At 73.2% G+C, this 16,187-nt stretch carries 12 protein-coding genes; 9 read left to right on the top strand and 3 right to left on the bottom strand.

Annotated features, from left to right (window positions below; all coding sequences use genetic code 11):
- The first annotated feature begins 9 nt into the window (after nucleotides 1-9).
- Nucleotides 10-1,131, top strand: a complete 1,122-nt coding sequence (gene dnaJ, locus ACFQ46_RS15265) for a molecular chaperone DnaJ (protein ID WP_380260235.1) — start codon at nucleotides 10-12, stop codon at nucleotides 1,129-1,131.
- 54 nt (nucleotides 1,132-1,185) lie between these two features.
- Here the strand turns inward: dnaJ and ACFQ46_RS15260 are convergent, their stop codons facing one another.
- Nucleotides 1,186-2,340 carry a Gmad2 immunoglobulin-like domain-containing protein gene (locus ACFQ46_RS15260; RefSeq protein ID WP_380260234.1) on the bottom strand — a complete coding sequence of 385 codons (1,155 nt, stop codon included), beginning with the start codon at nucleotides 2,338-2,340 and terminating at the stop codon, nucleotides 1,186-1,188.
- Complete coding sequence (locus tag ACFQ46_RS15255; RefSeq protein WP_380260233.1) at nucleotides 2,337-2,879, bottom strand: SigE family RNA polymerase sigma factor; 543 nt, start codon at nucleotides 2,877-2,879, stop codon at nucleotides 2,337-2,339. Before ACFQ46_RS15255 ends, ACFQ46_RS15260 begins: the two co-directional genes overlap by 4 nt.
- 174 nt (nucleotides 2,880-3,053) lie before the next feature.
- On the opposite strand from ACFQ46_RS15255, the gene ACFQ46_RS15250 reads away from it, so the two are divergent.
- From ACFQ46_RS15250 to ACFQ46_RS15235, 4 genes are all read left to right on the top strand, one after another.
- Nucleotides 3,054-3,419, top strand: coding sequence for a histidine triad nucleotide-binding protein (locus ACFQ46_RS15250; protein ID WP_380260232.1), 366 nt, complete (start codon nucleotides 3,054-3,056; stop codon nucleotides 3,417-3,419).
- A gap of 22 nt (nucleotides 3,420-3,441) precedes the next feature.
- Nucleotides 3,442-5,226 carry an N-acetylglutaminylglutamine amidotransferase gene (locus ACFQ46_RS15245; protein WP_380260231.1) on the top strand — a complete coding sequence of 595 codons (1,785 nt, stop codon included), beginning with the start codon at nucleotides 3,442-3,444 and terminating at the stop codon, nucleotides 5,224-5,226.
- A 270-nt stretch (nucleotides 5,227-5,496) separates the two neighbouring features.
- A complete protein-coding gene (locus ACFQ46_RS15240; protein ID WP_380260230.1) occupies nucleotides 5,497-5,751 on the top strand; it encodes a hypothetical protein in 255 nt (84 codons plus the stop codon).
- Nucleotides 5,752-5,913: 162 nt separating this feature from the next.
- The gene (locus ACFQ46_RS15235) at nucleotides 5,914-6,657 is read left to right on the top strand and encodes a formamidopyrimidine-DNA glycolase (RefSeq protein WP_380260229.1); all 744 of its coding nucleotides are present in this window, start codon (nucleotides 5,914-5,916) and stop codon (nucleotides 6,655-6,657) included.
- A gap of 42 nt (nucleotides 6,658-6,699) precedes the next feature.
- Here ACFQ46_RS15235 and ACFQ46_RS15230 read toward each other — a convergent pair whose 3' ends face one another.
- A complete protein-coding gene (locus ACFQ46_RS15230) occupies nucleotides 6,700-7,635 on the bottom strand; it encodes a hypothetical protein (protein ID WP_380260228.1) in 936 nt (311 codons plus the stop codon).
- A 146-nt stretch (nucleotides 7,636-7,781) separates the two neighbouring features.
- Between ACFQ46_RS15230 and ACFQ46_RS15225 the strand changes: the two genes are divergently transcribed.
- From ACFQ46_RS15225 to ACFQ46_RS15210, 4 genes are all read left to right on the top strand, one after another.
- Nucleotides 7,782-10,349, top strand: a complete 2,568-nt coding sequence (locus tag ACFQ46_RS15225; protein WP_380260227.1) for a glutamate--cysteine ligase — start codon at nucleotides 7,782-7,784, stop codon at nucleotides 10,347-10,349.
- A complete protein-coding gene (locus tag ACFQ46_RS15220; RefSeq protein WP_380260226.1) occupies nucleotides 10,330-12,114 on the top strand; it encodes an N-acetylglutaminylglutamine amidotransferase in 1,785 nt (594 codons plus the stop codon). The genes ACFQ46_RS15225 and ACFQ46_RS15220 overlap by 20 nt, the downstream gene beginning before the upstream one ends.
- A gap of 71 nt (nucleotides 12,115-12,185) precedes the next feature.
- A complete protein-coding gene (locus ACFQ46_RS15215; RefSeq protein ID WP_380260225.1) occupies nucleotides 12,186-14,060 on the top strand; it encodes a prolyl oligopeptidase family serine peptidase in 1,875 nt (624 codons plus the stop codon).
- 195 nt (nucleotides 14,061-14,255) lie between these two features.
- Complete coding sequence (locus ACFQ46_RS15210; protein ID WP_380260224.1) at nucleotides 14,256-16,163, top strand: chorismate-binding protein; 1,908 nt, start codon at nucleotides 14,256-14,258, stop codon at nucleotides 16,161-16,163.
- The last annotated feature ends 24 nt before the right edge of the window (nucleotides 16,164-16,187 follow it).

Raw genomic sequence — 16,187 nt, 5'->3', positions numbered from 1 at the left:
CACGACCTCGTGAGCGACTACTACGACGTCCTCGGCGTCTCCCGCGACGCCTCGGCGGAGGAGATCAAGCGCGCCTACCGCAAGCTCGCGCGCAAGCTCCACCCGGACGTGAACCCCGACGCGGGAGAGCAGTTCAAGGAGGTCTCGCAGGCCTACGAGACGCTCTCCAACCCCGACAAGCGCGCCTCCTACGACCGCGGCGGGTCCATGCCCGGCGGCGGCGGAGCCGGCTTCGGCCAGGGGTTCGGCTTCTCCGACATCATGGACGCGTTCTTCGGCCAGGGCGGCGGGGGCGGTCGGGCGGGAGCTCCCGCCAGCCGCACCCAGCGCGGCCAGGACGCGCTCATCCGCGTCGACGTCGACCTCGCCGAGGCGGCGTTCGGCGGCGAACGCTCCATCCAGGTCGACACCGCCGTGCTGTGCACCACGTGCCAGGGCTCCTGCTGCCAGCCGGGGACCAGCCCCCAGACCTGCGACATCTGCCACGGCCAGGGCTCGGTGCAGCGCGTCGTCCGCTCGCTGCTCGGCCAGGTCATGACCAGCGCGCCCTGCCCCACCTGCCGCGGCTTCGGCACCGTGCTGCCCTCGCCGTGCCTGGAGTGCTCCGGTGAGGGCCGCATCCGCGCCCGCCGCCCGCTGACCATCCGCATCCCCGGTGGCGTCGACACGGGCACCCGCATCCAGCTCGCCTCGCAGGGCGAGGTCGGCACCGCCGGCGGTCCCCCCGGTGACCTCTACGTCGAGATCCACGAACGCCCGCACCCGGTCTTCACCCGCAACGGCGACGACCTCCTCTGCACCCTGCACGTGCCGATGACCGCGGCCGCGCTCGGCGCGAGCATCCCGCTGGAGACCCTCGACGGTGACGAGGAGGTCGAGGTCCGCCCCGGCACCCAGGCCGGCGAGGTCGTCACCCTCAAGCAGAAGGGCGCCGAGCACCTGCGGTCCCAGGGCCGCGGCGACCTGCTCGTCACCCTGGAGGTCACGACGCCCCGCGACCTCGACGACGAGCAGGAGGAGCTGATCCGCCGCCTGGCCGAACTGCGCGGCGAGGTCCGGCCGGCCGGCAAGCTCGGCCCCGCCCACCAGGGCGTCTTCTCCAAGCTGCGCGGCCGCTTCTCCGGTCGCTGACCCGCACCGTGATCTTGCTGGGAGACCCAGCAAGATCACGGAGCGGGAGGAGGGTCAGGGGATGGTGACGGTCTTCGTGTCGCCGACGGGGCCGGAGCCCTCGCCGTCGGACTCGTCGGGGGCGAACACCGCCAGGGTGTAGGTCCCCGCCGGCACCGCCGCCGTGAACGAGAACTCCGCGAAGGTGCCGTTCGCCCCGGCCTGCACCGAGTCGCGGGCCACCTCGGCGCCGGCGGAGTTCGTCAACGTGTAGAGCAGCGTCCCCTCGAAACCCGTCCCGACCCCCTTCACCGTGACCGAACCAGCGCTCGGGGACACCGAGGTGATCCACGCCGGGGCCTGCACGTCGGCCTGCGGCGCCCGCGACAGCGACGCCGGGACGCTCGTCCCGAACAGGGACTGCCCCACCTTGCCGTCGACCCGGAGCTCGACCGGCTGGTCGTCGCCCGCCGCCGCCGTCACCGTGTAGACGAGCTGCTGCAACGCCAGGGTCGCGTCACCGGCCGAGCCCGACGCCGCGGAGGCCGCCACGTCCACGACGAGCTTGCCGCCCGCCTCGCTCACCGTCGCGGTCGCGTCCTTCGACCACGGGCTCGAGTAGTCCGGGTCGGTGGGGGAGCCGGACAGCATGGCGCGCAACGCGTTGGTCGCGTCGTTCGCGCCCGACCCGGCCTTCACGTACTCGCGGTACAGCTTCGCCGGCTGCCCGCCCAGCCAGTACACCGGCACCGACGTCGCACCGGTGGGCAGCGTGCCCCCCGTCCCCGTCGCCGTCGGCGTCGAGCTGACCGGTCCGGACGTGACCGAGGAGGTCGAGCCGGTCGAGGAGGTGTTCCCGGCGCTCTCCAACGGCGTGGCCGCCGGGGTCGTGGAGGTAGGCGAGGTCGCCGGAGTCGTCGACGTCGTCGACGAGGACGAGGACGACGTGCTGGCCACCGTCGTCACGTTGTCGCTCCCGCGCTGGGCCAGCGCGTAGGCGCCGCCACCGACGACGACGACGGCCGCGACCCCCGCCGCCACCAGCCCGCCACGGGTGCGGGAACGACGACGGTTGGCTCGGCTGGTCATGCGGATCTCCTCGAGACGGTCGGTCGGCTGCACCCCGGCCGCACGGGCGGCGAGGGCGTCCTGCAGCTGCCTGGCGGTGGGACTGAGTTCGTCGTGGCCGGCGGGATCCGGCAGCGGACCCAGCGGGGTCTCCTCGTTCACTGCTGCTCCTCGCGCGACATGGCCGTGCGCAACGCGGACAACCCGCGGTGCGCGTGGGTCTTGACCGCACCCCGGCTGATGCCGAGCGCGGCCGCGATGTCCTCCTCGGACATCTCGCCCTGGTACCGCAGCACCAGGACCTCCCGTTGCCGGGTCGGCAACCCGTCCAGCGCGCCGAGCACCATCCGGTGCTCCGCGGCCCGCACGGCCTGCTCCTCCGGACCCGCCGGCTCCGGGTCCGGCAGGGGACGCTTGCGGTCGGTGACGACCCGGTGCCGCACGACGTCACGGGCCCCGTTCACGACGCTCGTGCGCAGGTAGGCGACCGCCGACCCCTTGTCCGCGAGCCGGTTCCAGCGCCCGTGCAGCGTCACGAACGCCTCCGCGACGACCTCCTCGGCGCTCGCCGTCTCGCCCATCAGGGACGCCGCGAGGCCGACGAAGCGCCGCCAGTGCGCCGCGTAGAGCGCACTGACCGCCTCGTCGGCCGTCCACGAGCGCGGGTCGTCAACCACGACCAGCCGCTCCTTCGTCACCATCACAGTGCACAGACGAGTCACGCAGGGTCACGGTTGACATCCAACCGGAGATCATTTCCCGACTCGTCGGGGGCACGCCGCGTCCGCCGGTGGGATCGTTGCCTCCCCGGTGACGTCTGGTGGGACCGGGGAGGCAACGATCCCCCACGGAGACGGCCCGGTAGCGTGCGGGGCATGCCCGAGGTCTCCCGCGTGCAGCGCGCCCCCGACGACCTGTTCCTCAAGATCGTGGCGGGGGAGGTCCCGGCGACGATCGTCCACTCCGACGACCTCGTCGTCGCCTTCGAGGACGTCGCCCCGCAGGCTCCCGTCCACGTCCTGGTCGTCCCGCGGGAGCGCTTCGAGAACGTCGCGGAGCTCGCTGCGGCGGCCCCGGAGACCCTCGCCCGCCTCGTGGCGGTGGCCCAGCAGATCGCCGACGAGCGCTGCGGCGGGGAGTACCGGCTGGTCTTCAACACGGGGACGGCGGTGGGCCAGTCGGTCTTCCACGTGCACGGCCACGTCCTCGGCGGACGCGACTTCACCTGGCCCCCCGGCTGACCCGAGGGTTGGATGGTCGGACGTGTGCGGTCTCTGCGGTGAAGTCAGGTTCGACGGTCGGGCGGCGGACGTGGCCGCCGTCCAGCGGATGTCGCAGGCCATGGCCGCCCGCGGCCCGGACGGCGAAGGCGTCTGGGCCCAGGGGCGGGTCGCCTTCGGGCACCGCCGGCTCTCGATCATCGACCTCTCCGCCTGCGGCGCCCAGCCGATGCAGGATCCCGCCCTCGGTCTCACCGTCGTCTTCAACGGCTGCGTCTACAACTACCCGCAGCTGCGCGAGGAACTCATCGGGTACGGCTACCGCTTCACCTCGACCTCGGACACCGAGGTCATCGTCAAGGGGTACCACCGCTGGGGCGTCGACGTCGTCGACCACCTCGTCGGGATGTTCGCCGTCGTCGTCCACGAACGTGATTCCGGCCGGGTCGTCCTCATGCGCGACCGCCTCGGCGTCAAACCTCTCTACCTGGCGCAGACCCCGGGTCGGTTGCGGTTCGCCTCCTCGTTGCCGGCGCTGCTCGCGGCGGGCGACGTGGACACCACGATCGACCCCGTCGCGCTGCACCACTACCTCTCCTGGCACGCCGTCGTCCCCGCGCCGCACACCGTCCTGCAGGGTGTGCGGAAGCTGCCACCGGCCACCGTCCGGGTGATCGAGGCCGACGGGCGGAGCCGGGAGCACCGGTACTGGGCCCCCGACCACGTGCGACGCGAGGAGTACGCCTCCTTCTCCGAGCAGGACTGGGAGGACGCGGTCCTCGCGTCGTTGCGCACCGCGGTGGCGCGGCGGACCGTCGCCGACGTCCCCGTCGGCGTCCTGCTCTCCGGCGGTCTCGACTCCAGCCTCATCACCGCGCTGCTCGCCGAACAGGGCCAGACCGACCTCGCCACCTACTCCATCGGCTTCGAGTCCATGGGTGGTCGCGACGGGGACGAGTTCGAGTACTCCGACGCGATCGCGCAGCGGTTCGCGACGAACCACCACCGCATCCGGGTGTCCGGCGCCGAACTCGTCGGGGCGCTCGAGCACGCGGTCGACGCCATGAGCGAACCCATGGTGAGCCACGACGTCGTCGCCTTCGACTTGCTCTCGCAGCAGGTCTCGCAGACCACCAAGGTCGTGCAGTCCGGTCAGGGGGCCGACGAGGTGTTCGGTGGCTACCACTGGTACCCACCGCTGTCCGGACTCACCCCGGCCCAGGGGGTCGACGCCTACGCGACGGCGTTCTTCGACCGCGACCACGCGGGGGTGGCGCGGGTCCTGAACCCGCAGTGGCTCACCTCCACCGACGTGTCGCGCGAGTTCCTGGAACAGCACTTCGCCCGACCCGGGGCGGACACGGCCGTCGACGCCGCGTTGCGCCTGGACACCGAGGTCATGCTGGTCGACGACCCGGTGAAGCGCGTCGACAACACCACGATGGCGTGGGGGCTGGAGGCGCGCGTCCCCTTCCTCGACCACGAACTCGTCGAACTCGCCGCCGCGATCCCGCCGGAGCTGCAACTCGCCGGCGGCGGCAAGGGGATCCTCAAGAGGGTCGGGTACCGGATGATCCCGCGCGAGGTCATCGACCGGCCGAAGGGGTACTTCCCCGTCCCGGCGATCACCCACCTCGAGGGCGAGGTGCTCGGGCTGGTGACGGACGCGCTCACCAGCCGGGCCGCCCGGGACCGGGCGCTGTTCCGCCCCGGCTACGTCGACGGGCTGCTGGGAGACCCGAACTCCGAACTCACCCCGCTGCGGGGGAACAAGCTCTGGCAGCTGGGGCTGCTCGAGATGTGGTTGCAGCAGCACGGCATCGCCTGACCGGGGACGAGCGGTGACCACGACGAGACGACGTTCCGCGGTGGCCGGGTCGCGGCACCGTTCCCTGGACGTGCCGGCGATCTCCAGCCGGAACCGGCAGCGGCCACCCACGTGGTTCACCGCCGAGATGGCTGCCGACGTCGTCCTGGACATGGGCTGGGGTCGGTTGGTGTTCGGGCAGACGTTCGCCGACCAGCGGGACGTGGTCGACGCCTGCGCGCCGAGGAGACCGGTGAACGCGACATCGCCGTGTACGTGCGGGACCCCCGGGTGCTGGTCGTTCTCGCGCCGCACGAACTGTTCCTGGTCCCCTCGATCACGTTCCGGCTGCCGCTGAACCGCTACCGCGCCCCGCGGGACCGGAACCCGGACGTGTTCGTCCGGGTGGTCCGCGACCGGACCCACGTCGTCATCGAGGCCGACGAACGTCCGGGGCTCGCCCACCACGCCCGACGGCCCAGAGGTCCCTGGACCTGCTGCGCCCCGAGACCCCGAGGGTTCACCGGATCCGCTCAGCGGCACTAGGGTCCGGCCATGGTGCGCAGAGTGGTCGGGGCGTTGCTCGGGGCCGGGCCGTGACCACCCCGCAGTTCGTCGCCCTCGCCGAGCAGGTCAGCGGGCAGGACCTCACCGCGTTCTTCGACGAGTGGTTGTCCACCCCGGCCAGGCCCGCGGCGCTGGGCTGACGTGCCCGAGGCCCACGTCCTGCACCGCCACGCCCGCGACCAGCGCGAGGCGCTGGCGGGTCAGGTGCTGTCCGTGACCAGCCCGCAGGGGAAGTTCGACGCGACCCCGTTCGACGGGCACCGCCTCCTCGACGTCCAGGCCTACGGCAAGCACCTGCTGCACTCCTTCGAGGAGGCACCCGACCTCCACGTGCACCTGGGGCTGCGGGGGTTCTTCCTGCGCACCGAGGACCTGGGCCTGCTCCCGCGGGGCGGGACGAGGATGCGGCTGGTGGGGGAGCGCGCGGCGTTCTCGCTGATCGCGCCCAGCAGGTGCGAGGCGCTGGATCGGGACGCGCGCGACGCACTGCTGGCGACCCTCGGTCCGGACCCGTTGCGGGCGGGCGCGACCGCCCGCGACGGGGCGGCGCAGCGGCTCGCCGCGGCCCGGGGGGTCGTGGGGGCGACGTTGCTGGACCAGTCGGTCTGGGCCGGGATCGGCAACGCCTGGCGGGCGGAACTGCTCTTCCTCGCGGGGATCGACCCGTCCCGCCGCATCGACGTCGAGGAGGCCGCTCTGCTCTGGGACCTCGCCGTCGAGCACCTCACCCTGGGGCTCGAGGCGGGCCAGGTGGTCTCCGACCCGAGCGCGCCGGACGAGCGCTGGGTCTACGAGCGCGAGACCTGCCGCCGGTGCGGGACGCCCGTCCGGAGCTGGACCCTGGCGGGCCGCACCGCCTGGGTCTGCCCCACCGACCAGTCCTGACCCACCCCCCTGCCCGTGATCCCGCCGGGAACCCCCGCAGGGTCAGGGGTCGGAGGGGAGCCGGGTCTCGAGGTGGGTGAGTTCGCGCTGGGCGCGGGTGACGCGCTCGTCGGCGCTGTGGGCACCGCGTTCGGCCGAACGCAGGGTGTCGGTGGCGGCGTCGAGCTGCTCGGTGACCGCGGCGAGCTTGGCCTGCAGGTCCTCCTGCCGACGGGCGAGGTCCTCGCTGCGACGCCGGGCCGAGCCGAGTTCGGCAGCGGCGGTGCCGGCGTCGTCGCGGGCCTCCGCCAGCTCCTCGCGGGCCGCGTCGACGGCCTCCTCGAGCTCGCGCCGCTCGCGTTCGCGGCGTTCGGCCTCGGCCCGTTCGCGTTCGGCCTCCTGGGCCGCCCTCTCCTCCCGCCGCGCCTTCAGCTCGTCCTGGGGCACCGGTCGGCGGGCGTGGGTCTTCTTCGCCGCGGGGGCGGGGCGGACGGGGGAGTCCGCGGCGCTCGCCCCGTCGAGGTCGACCTCGCCGAAACCCGTCGCCTCCAACGGGCGGACCAGCGTCCCGGAGCGGACGACGTCCGCGGCCGCGGGGTCGCTCATGCCGGCGCGGAGGGTGGCGACGACCTTCTCGCCCACGTCGAGGCTGAGACGCACGCCGGCGGCGAGGGTGAGCCGCCCGGCCTGGACGCGCATCGCGTCCAGGACCTGGTGCTGCTGCACCCCGAGCTCACGAAGTTCCGGCCCGGCGAGCGAGGCCGTCGCCTCCCGCATCGCGGCCCCGAGCTCCAGCAGCTGCTCGACCTCGTCGCGGCGTTCGCGGACGAGCAGGTTCACGGCCCACGCGGGGACGGGGGGCTTCTTCAGGCCGGCGATCCGACCGGCCAGTTCGCGGTCCCCGTCGTCGCGGGCCTCACGGGCCCAGCGGTCCCGGGTCGCGGTGAACTCGCCGGGCGGCACCGCGTAGAGCTCGTCGAGCAGGGTGGGGAAGTCCACGGTGACATCGTGGCACGACTGCCCGCAGCGATCGACTGACTACTGAGTGTCACAAATGACGGTCTCCACGTAAAGGTCTTGTTTCGCGGCCCGTCTCCGGCGGCACGACCGGCGATGAGGTCTAGCTTGTGGGAATGGGCGCGGAGATGACTCTCGGAGCGGAAGAGGAACTCCACCTGATCGACCTGGAGAGCTGGCAACTGTCGGCACGCGCTCCCCAGGTGCTGTCCCGGCTGGACAGCGCCTCCTACTCCGCCGAACTGCAACGCACCACGGTGGAGACCAACACCGACGTGGTGTCGACCTTGACGGAACTGCGCGAGGAACTCCTGCGGTTGCGCAAGGGACTGGTCGAGGCCGCCAGCCGCGACGGGCTCGGGGTCGCCGCCGTCGGCACGGCACCTCGTTCGACGTTCACCGACTTCGAGCTCACCGCGACCGGACGCTACGGGCGCATGCAGGAGCAGTACCGGCTCCTGGTGGACGAACAGCTCATCTGCGGCACCCAGATCCACGTCGGGATCGCCGACCGGGACCTGGCCGTCGAGATCATGCAGCGGATCGCCCCGACCCTCCCCGTCCTGCTGGCCCTCTCGGCCAGCTCGCCGTTCTGGAACGGTCAGAACACCGGCTACGCGAGCATCCGCACCACGATCTGGCAACGCTGGCCCAGCGCCGGGACCACTGGTGCCCTGGAGTCGGCCGCGGAGTACGACGAACTCCTCGACGACCTCATCGCCTCCGGGGTGATCGCCGACCGGAAGATGGCCTACTTCGACGTCCGGCCCAGCTCGCACGCGCCCACCCTGGAACTCCGCGTCTGCGACGCCTGCCCGCTCGTCGACGACGCCGTGCTCATCGCCGGGCTGTTCCGCGCCAGCGTACGCGCCGCCGAGCTGGACATCGAGGCCGGGCGCCCGCGGCCGCAGGCCCCCTCGCCGCTCTACCGGGCCGGGATCTGGCAGGCCGCCCGCGGTGGTCTCTCCGGCGACCTCCTCGACGGCAACGACCACCCGCGCCCGCTGCCGGCCCCGGAAGCCGTCCGCACGCTGCTGGGGCGGCTGCGTCCGCAGCTGGAGGAACTGGGCGACTGGGACGAGGTGGCGGAGCTCACCGAGGCGACGCTCGCCCGCGGGAACTCCGCCGACCGCCAGCGCGCGGCGTTCGTCGAACGGGGCGAACTGGACGACGTCGTGCGTCTCGTCGTGGAGGAGACCCACGGCTCGGCCGCCGGGGAGGCCCCGGCGACGGCCGCCCTGCGGCGCTACCGCACCCGCGCCGGGGACGAGGCCGTGGGCGTCAGCGCCCAGCCGCGCCCCGCCTACCGCGAGGTCATCGAGCACGTCCGCACCCTGGGCCCGGCCGGTGTCGCCGCGGCCGAGGCCGAACGGGACGCCTGGGCGCGTGAGCGCCACCTCGCCTACGTGGTGAGCGGCCCGGAGGGTCTCGTGGAGAAGCCCTTCCACGTCGACCTCGTGCCGCGCGTGATCCTGCCCCACGAGTGGCAGCAGGTGCGGCGCGGTCTCGTGCAGCGGGCCCGGGCGATCGAGTGCTTCCTGCGCGACGTCTACGGAGCCCAGCGGATCCTGCACGACGGGGTCCTGACCCGCGACGCCGTCGTCGGCGCCCCGGGGTGGGAGTCGCAGGCGACGCGGTTGCCCGACGACGTGGTGCGCGCGCCCGTCATGGGTTTCGACCTGATCCGCAACGAGTACGGCGGCTGGCGGGTCCTGGAGGACAACGTCCGCAACCCCAGCGGTGTCGCCTACGGGATCGCGGCCCGGGCGCTGGTGGACGCGGTCGTGCCCGACATGCCGCGGCCACCGGCGATGCTGGACCCGGCCACCGCCTTCGAGCGCCTGCGCTCGACGTTGCTGTCGCGCTCGCGTCCCGGGATGCGCCCGGTGCTGCTCTCGAGCGGCCCGGCCAGCGCCGCCTGGTTCGAGCACCGCAAGCTCGCCGACGGGGCCGGGTTGCTGCTGGTCGGCGCCGACGACCTCGACGTGCAGCGCGGCCGTGTCGTGCACCGGGGGACGGGGGACCCCGTCGGGGCCGTCTACCTCCGCCTCGACGGGGAACTGCTGGACCTCTGCGACCACGCCGGGCGCCGGATCGGCCAGGAGGTCTTCGACGTCGCCGTCGCGGGCGGGGTCGTGCTGGCCAACGCGCCGGGCAACGGCATCGCCGACGACAAGGCGATGTACCGCTCGGTGCCGGAGTTCATCAACTACTACCTCGAGGAACGCCCGCTGCTGGAGTCGGTGCCCACCTACCGCCTCAGCGACGAGGTCGAACGTCGGGCCGTGCTGGAACGCGTGGGGGAACTCGTGACGAAACCCGTCGACGGATACGGCGGTGAGGGCGTGCTGATCGGGCCCTACGCGAGCGCGGCGGAGGTCGCGGCCCGACGCCAGGAGATCGCCGCGGAACCGTCGAACTGGGTCGCGCAGGAGGTCGTGCAGTTGTCCTCCGTGCCGAGCTGGAACGCCGGGAGCGCGACGCTGCAACCGCGACGCGTGGACCTGCGGGCGTTCGTCTACGTCACGGGGACGGGCGAGGAGGAGTGCCACCTCGCGGACGTCGCCCTCACCCGGGTCGCGCCCGAGGGCAGCCTCGTCGTGAACTCCTCGCGCGGCGGCGGCGCCAAGGACACCTGGATCCTGCGCGGCGACGACGACCAGGAGGGGGAGACCCGTGTGCGGACTCGCCGGTGAGGTCAGGTTCGACGGGGCGAGCGCCGACGTCGCGGCGCTGGCCCGGATGACCGGTTGCCTGGTGCACCGGGGACCGGACGGGGACGGGATCTGGGCCCGCGGTCCCGTCGCGCTGGGCCACCGACGGCTCTCCATCATCGACCTCTCACCCGCGGGTGCGCAGCCGATGGTCGACAACACCGCGGGGATCACCGTGGTCTTCAACGGCTGCATCTACAACTACCGGGAACTGCGGGCCGAGCTGCAGGCCGCCGGGCACCGGTTCTTCTCCACCTCCGACACCGAGGTCGTCGAGAAGGCCTACGCGCAGTGGGGAACCCGCTTCGTCGAGCACCTGCTCGGGATGTTCGCGATCGCCCTGGTGGAACACGAGAGCGGCCGGTTGGTGCTGGCCCGCGATCGGCTCGGGATCAAACCCCTCTACGTCGACACCCGGGCCGACCGGGTGCGGTTCGCCTCCACCGTTCAGGCCCTGCTCGCCGGTGGCGGTGTCGACACCAGCATCGACCGCGAGGCGCTCGCCCAGTACCTGACCTTCCACTCCGTCGTCCCCGCCCCCCGCACGATCCTGGCGGGGGTGCGCAAGCTCCCACCCGCGACCGTCCGCGTGGTCGAGCGCGACGGGAGGTCCACCGACACGACCTACTGGGAACCGGAGTTCACCCGCTCGCAGGAGTTCGCCGGCTGGAGCGCACGGGACTGGGAACAGGGCCTGCTGGAGAAGCTGCGCGTCGCGGTGGAACGCCGGATGGTCGCCGACGTCCCCGTCGGGGTCCTCCTCTCGGGTGGTCTCGACTCCAGCCTCGTCGTGGCCCTGCTCGACGCGGCGGGTCAGCGCGACCTGGCGACGTTCAGCATCGGGTTCGACTCCGCCGGCGGGGAGTCGGGCGACGAGTACGAGTACTCCTCGCTGGTCGCGAAGGAGTTCGGGACCGACCACCACCGCATCCACGTCGACTCCTCCCGGCTGCTGCCGGGGATCGACGCGGCCGTGGACGCCATGAGCGAACCCATGGTCAGCCACGACTGCGTGGCCTTCCTGCTGCTGTCGCAGGAGGTCTCGAAGTCGGTCAAGGTCGTCCAGTCCGGCCAGGGCGCGGACGAGGTGCTCGGCGGGTACAGCTGGTACCCACCGCTGGCGGGGGTTCCCCGGGCCGACGCCGTCGAGGCCTACGCGCAGGTGTTCTTCGACCGTCGCTACGCCGGCCTCGCCGACGTGCTGGCCCCGGAGTGGCTGCCGGGCTCGGACACCCCGGGGAACTTCATCACCGAGGTGTTCGGCCGTCCGGGCGCGGAGACCTCGCTCGACGCGGCGCTGCGCAACGACACGACCGTCATGCTCGTCGACGACCCGGTGAAGCGCGTCGACAACATGACGATGGCGCACGGCCTCGAGGCGCGCGTCCCGTTCCTCGACCACGAACTCGTCGAGTTCGCCGGCCGGATCCCCCCGGAACTGAAACTCGCCGACGGCGGGAAGGGGGTCCTCAAGCGGGCGGCGCGCGGGTTGGTCCCCGACGCCGTCATCGACCGCACGAAGGGGTACTTCCCGGTCCCGGCGATCCGTCAGCTCGAGGGCCCGTACCTCCAGCGGGTCCGTGACGCCCTCACCGACCCCGCGGCGAAGCGGCGCGGGTTGTTCCGGCCCGAGGTCGTCGACCGGTTGCTCGCCGACCCCAACGTCGACCGCACCCCGCTGGGGTCCAACGTGCTGTGGCAGTTGGCGTTGCTGGAGATGTGGTTGCAGCACCACGACGTGGGGTGAGCGGGGCGGCTCGGGGTCCCGGTGCGCCTCCCGTTCCCCCGCGACGGGGGCCGTGGGTGCAGCATGGGGGTGTGGAGCACCGAACCGTCGAGCAGGATCCGCCGTCCGCCTCCCCGCTGGAGGACGCCCTCGCGCTGGGCGACGAACTCGTCGCCGCGTGGGGCAGCTGGCGACCCACGATGACCCCCGACGCCCGCCAGGTCGCGTTCGTCTCCGACCGCTCCGGGATCCCGCAGCTGTGGATCCAGGACGTCGTCCTGGACGGGGAGATGCCCGCGGCGCGTCACGTCCACCTCTCACCCGACCCCGTGGTGTCGGTGTCGTGGGCCGCCGACAGCCGCTGGCTCGCGTGCTCGGTGGCCGTCGGCGGGGGCGTGCGGACCGAGGTGTGGGTGGTGCGTCCCGACGGCAGCGACGCCCGCCGGATCGCGGGCGACGCCCACGAGCACGCCGAACTCGGCCCCTGGACCCGCAGCGGCCACCGGGTCGTGGTGACGTTCCCGCCCGTCGGGGGCAGACCCTCGCGCTGCTACCTCGGCGACCCGGCGACCGGTCGGCTGGACCCGCTGGCCGAGGGTGACCTCGTCCACGTCCTCGACGTCTCGCAGGAGGAACGCTTCCTGGTCGTCGTCGACGGTGAACGCGGCCAGCAGTTCTGCGTGGTCGTGGACCGGCTCATCGACGAGCACCAGCCGCTGCTGCCGCACGGGGCCACCGGCTCCACCGACGTGGCCCTGCTGCGTCCGGCCCCCGCCGGTGACACCGGTCCGGTCTACGTCTACCTCGCCTCCGACGTGGGGTTGCCGCGACGCCAGCTGATCGGTATGCCCTTCGGGCCCAACGGCTACCGCGGGGAGGCGCAGACGCTCGCCGCCCGCGACGACGCGGAACTCGAGTTCGTCGACGGCGACGACGCCGGGACGCTGCTGCTGCTGGTGTGGAACGTCGCCGGAGCCAGCGAGCTGGAACTCTTCGACACCACGACGCGGGAACGGACCCGGTTGCACGGTCTGCCGGGTCTGGTCGCGACCGATCCGGTCCTCTCCCGGGACGGGCGCAGCGTCGTCCTCGGCGTCGAGGGGCCCTCGCGCCCGCGCGAACTCTGGCACCTGGACACCGCGACGGGGGAGTGGACGAGGATCACGCACTCACCGGAACTCCCCGTCCGCGACCTCGTCGTCCCCACGCTGGAGACCTACGCGGCGCACGACGGGCTGACGCTCACCGGCTGGCTGTACGAGGCGCCGAACCCGTCCGGCGCGGCGGCCCTGAGCCTGCACGGTGGTCCGGAGGCGCAGGAACGTCCCACCTTCAACGCGATGGTCCAGACCCTCGTCGCCGCCGGCATCACGGTGTTCGCCCCCAACGTGCGGGGTTCCTCGGGTTTCGGGCGGGAGTTCGTGCACGCCGACGACGTCGAGAAGCGCCACGACGCCTTCGCCGACGTCCTCGCGACGGCCGAGCACCTGGTGGCCAGGGGGTCCGCCGACGCGGACCGGATCGCCGTCACCGGTCGTTCCTACGGCGGGTACCTCACCCTGGCCTCGCTGGCCTTCTCGCCGGGGGTGTTCGCCGCCGGCATCGACATCTGCGGCATGAGCGACCTCACGACGTTCTACCGCGACACCGAACCCTGGATCGGGGCGGCGGCGGTCAGCAAGTACGGCCACCCCGAACACGACCGGGTCCTGCTGGAGGAGCTCTCGCCGTTGCGTCGCGCCGACGCGATCGACGTCCCCCTCCTGGTCGTGCACGGGGAGCTGGACACCAACGTCCCGATCGGCGAGGCGCGCCAGATCGTGGCCGCGCTGCGCGGGCTGGATCGGCAGGTGGACTACCTCGAGCTGGCCGGCGAGGGGCACGACTACCGCCGCGCGGAGTCGCGGCGGACGCTGACCCGCAGTGCGGTCAGCTTCCTCGCCGCGCACCTGCGACCGGTCGCCTGAGGGCATCGCGGGGTGGGCGCGCGGGCGGACGAGACGCCCGGCGGCGCGACGGACCTGCCCGGCTCCCGCTCGCGGTGACCGCGCAGTTCCCGGTGCGCCGGGGTCGGCCGCACGGTCGTCCCGGACCGGACGACCGGGCTCCCGGGCGCGTCGCCGCGGGTCCCCGCGGGCGGGGTGGTGTGACACGCTTCGCCGGTGCGCTGGCTCGTCGTGGACAACCACGACTCCTACACCCACAACCTGGTCCAGCTGCTGGCGGTCGCCACCGGGACCGACCCGGTCGTGGTGAGCGACGACGACGTCGCGCCCGGCGAGCTGGACCTCGAGGGGTTCGCGGGGATCGTGGTCTCGCCCGGTCCGGGGCACCCGGGCAACGTACGGGACTTCGGGCTGGCGGCCGACGTGCTCGCCCGCGCGCAGGTCCCCGTCCTGGGGGTGTGCCTGGGGATGCAGGGGATCGCGCTGGCCGAGGGGGCCGTGGTCGACCTCGCTCCGCAGCCGCGGCACGGTTTCGTGGACCGGGTCCGGCACGACGGGACGGGGGTGCTCGCCGGGCTGCCCGACGGCTTCGCCGCGACCCGGTACCACTCCTTCCGGGTCGCGGAACCGCTGCCGGAGACCCTGGAGGCCCTGGCCTGGGGGTCCGACGGGGTCCTCATGGCGTTGCGGCACCGGACCCGCCCGCTGGTCGGGGTGCAGTTCCACCCCGAGTCGGTCGCGAGCACCACGGGGGCGCGGATCGTCGAGAACTTCGTGCGGTGGTGCGAACGCTGGACGGCGCGTCCGCGCTACCGGCTGCACGCCCGGCGGACCGGGCCCGCCGTGGACGCCGAACGGGCCTTCGCCCACCTCTTCGCCGGGTCCGACGCCGCGTTCTGGCTGGACTCCGCGGCACGCGGTGCGGGGTCGGGGCGGTTCTCCTTCCTGGGGGCCGGGGACGGGACCGTCGTGGACTCCCTCGCCGCCCTGGCGGAGGCGCTGCGCGAACGCACCGCGGTCGGTGCGGAGGCGGTGCCGTTCGAGTTCGCCGGGGGTTTCGTCGGGTGGGCGGGGTACGAGGCGCGCGACGAGTGCGGGTTCCCGACCGCGCGACGGGACACGACCCCGGCCTGCTCCTGGAGCTTCTGCGACCGCTTCGTCGCCGTCGACCACGACGAGGACGTGACCTGGGTGGTCGCGTTGTCGCTGGACGGTGCGGAACCACGGTGGATCGGGGAGACCGCCGAGGCGCTGGCCGACCTCCCCCCGCTACCGGAACCGGTTGCGGCGCAGTACCTCCCGGTGACCCTGGACACCGCGCCCGCGGACTACCGGCGGGACGTGCTCGCCGCGCAGCGGCAGTTGCGGGCGGGGGAGAGCTACGAGATCTGCCTGACCACGCAGGCCCGCGTCCCCGCGCAGGGCCGCCCGTTCGAGGTCTACCGCCGGTTGCGGCGCGCCAACCCGGCGCCCTACGCGGCGTACCTGCGCTGCGGTGACGTCGTGGTGGCGGGGAGTTCGCCGGAACGGTTCCTGCGCATCGGCAGTTCCGGTGCGGTCGAGACCAGGCCCATCAAGGGGACCGCGGCCCTCGACACCGATCCCGCTGCGCTGCAGGCCGACCCGAAGACCCGGGCGGAGAACCTCATGGTCGTCGACCTGCTCCGCAACGACCTCGGCCGGGTCTGCACCCCGGGCAGCGTCACGGTGCCCGACCTCATGACGGTCGAGACGCTGCCCACCGTGCACCAGCTCGTCACCACCGTGCGGGGGCGGTTGCGCCCGGAGGTGTCGGCGGTGGACTGCCTGCGCAGCTGCTTCCCGCCCGGCTCGATGACGGGGGCCCCGAAGCTCCGGACGACGGAGATCATCGACGCCCTGGAACAGCGGGCCCGGGGAATCTACTCCGGGACGATCGGCTGGTTCTCCACCACCGGGGCGGCCGACCTCGCCGTCGTCATCCGCACCGCCGTCCTCGTGGGCCAGGAGTGGCGGGTCGGGGCGGGCGGCGCGATCGTGCTCGACTCCGACCCGGACGCCGAGGTCGCCGAGGTGCTGCTGAAGCTGCGGGCCCCGCTGGGCGCCCTCACCACCGACACGGACTGGAGCGTTCCGCGGCCCTGAGGCCTGCGCGAGCCGCGGAACGCT

Source organism: Kineococcus sp. GCM10028916, assembly GCF_042674865.1.
Taxonomy (GTDB): Bacteria; Actinomycetota; Actinomycetes; order Actinomycetales; family Kineococcaceae; genus Kineococcus.
Note: the sequence above shows the minus strand (reverse complement) of the source record. Positions and strands in the feature narration are given on the sequence as shown.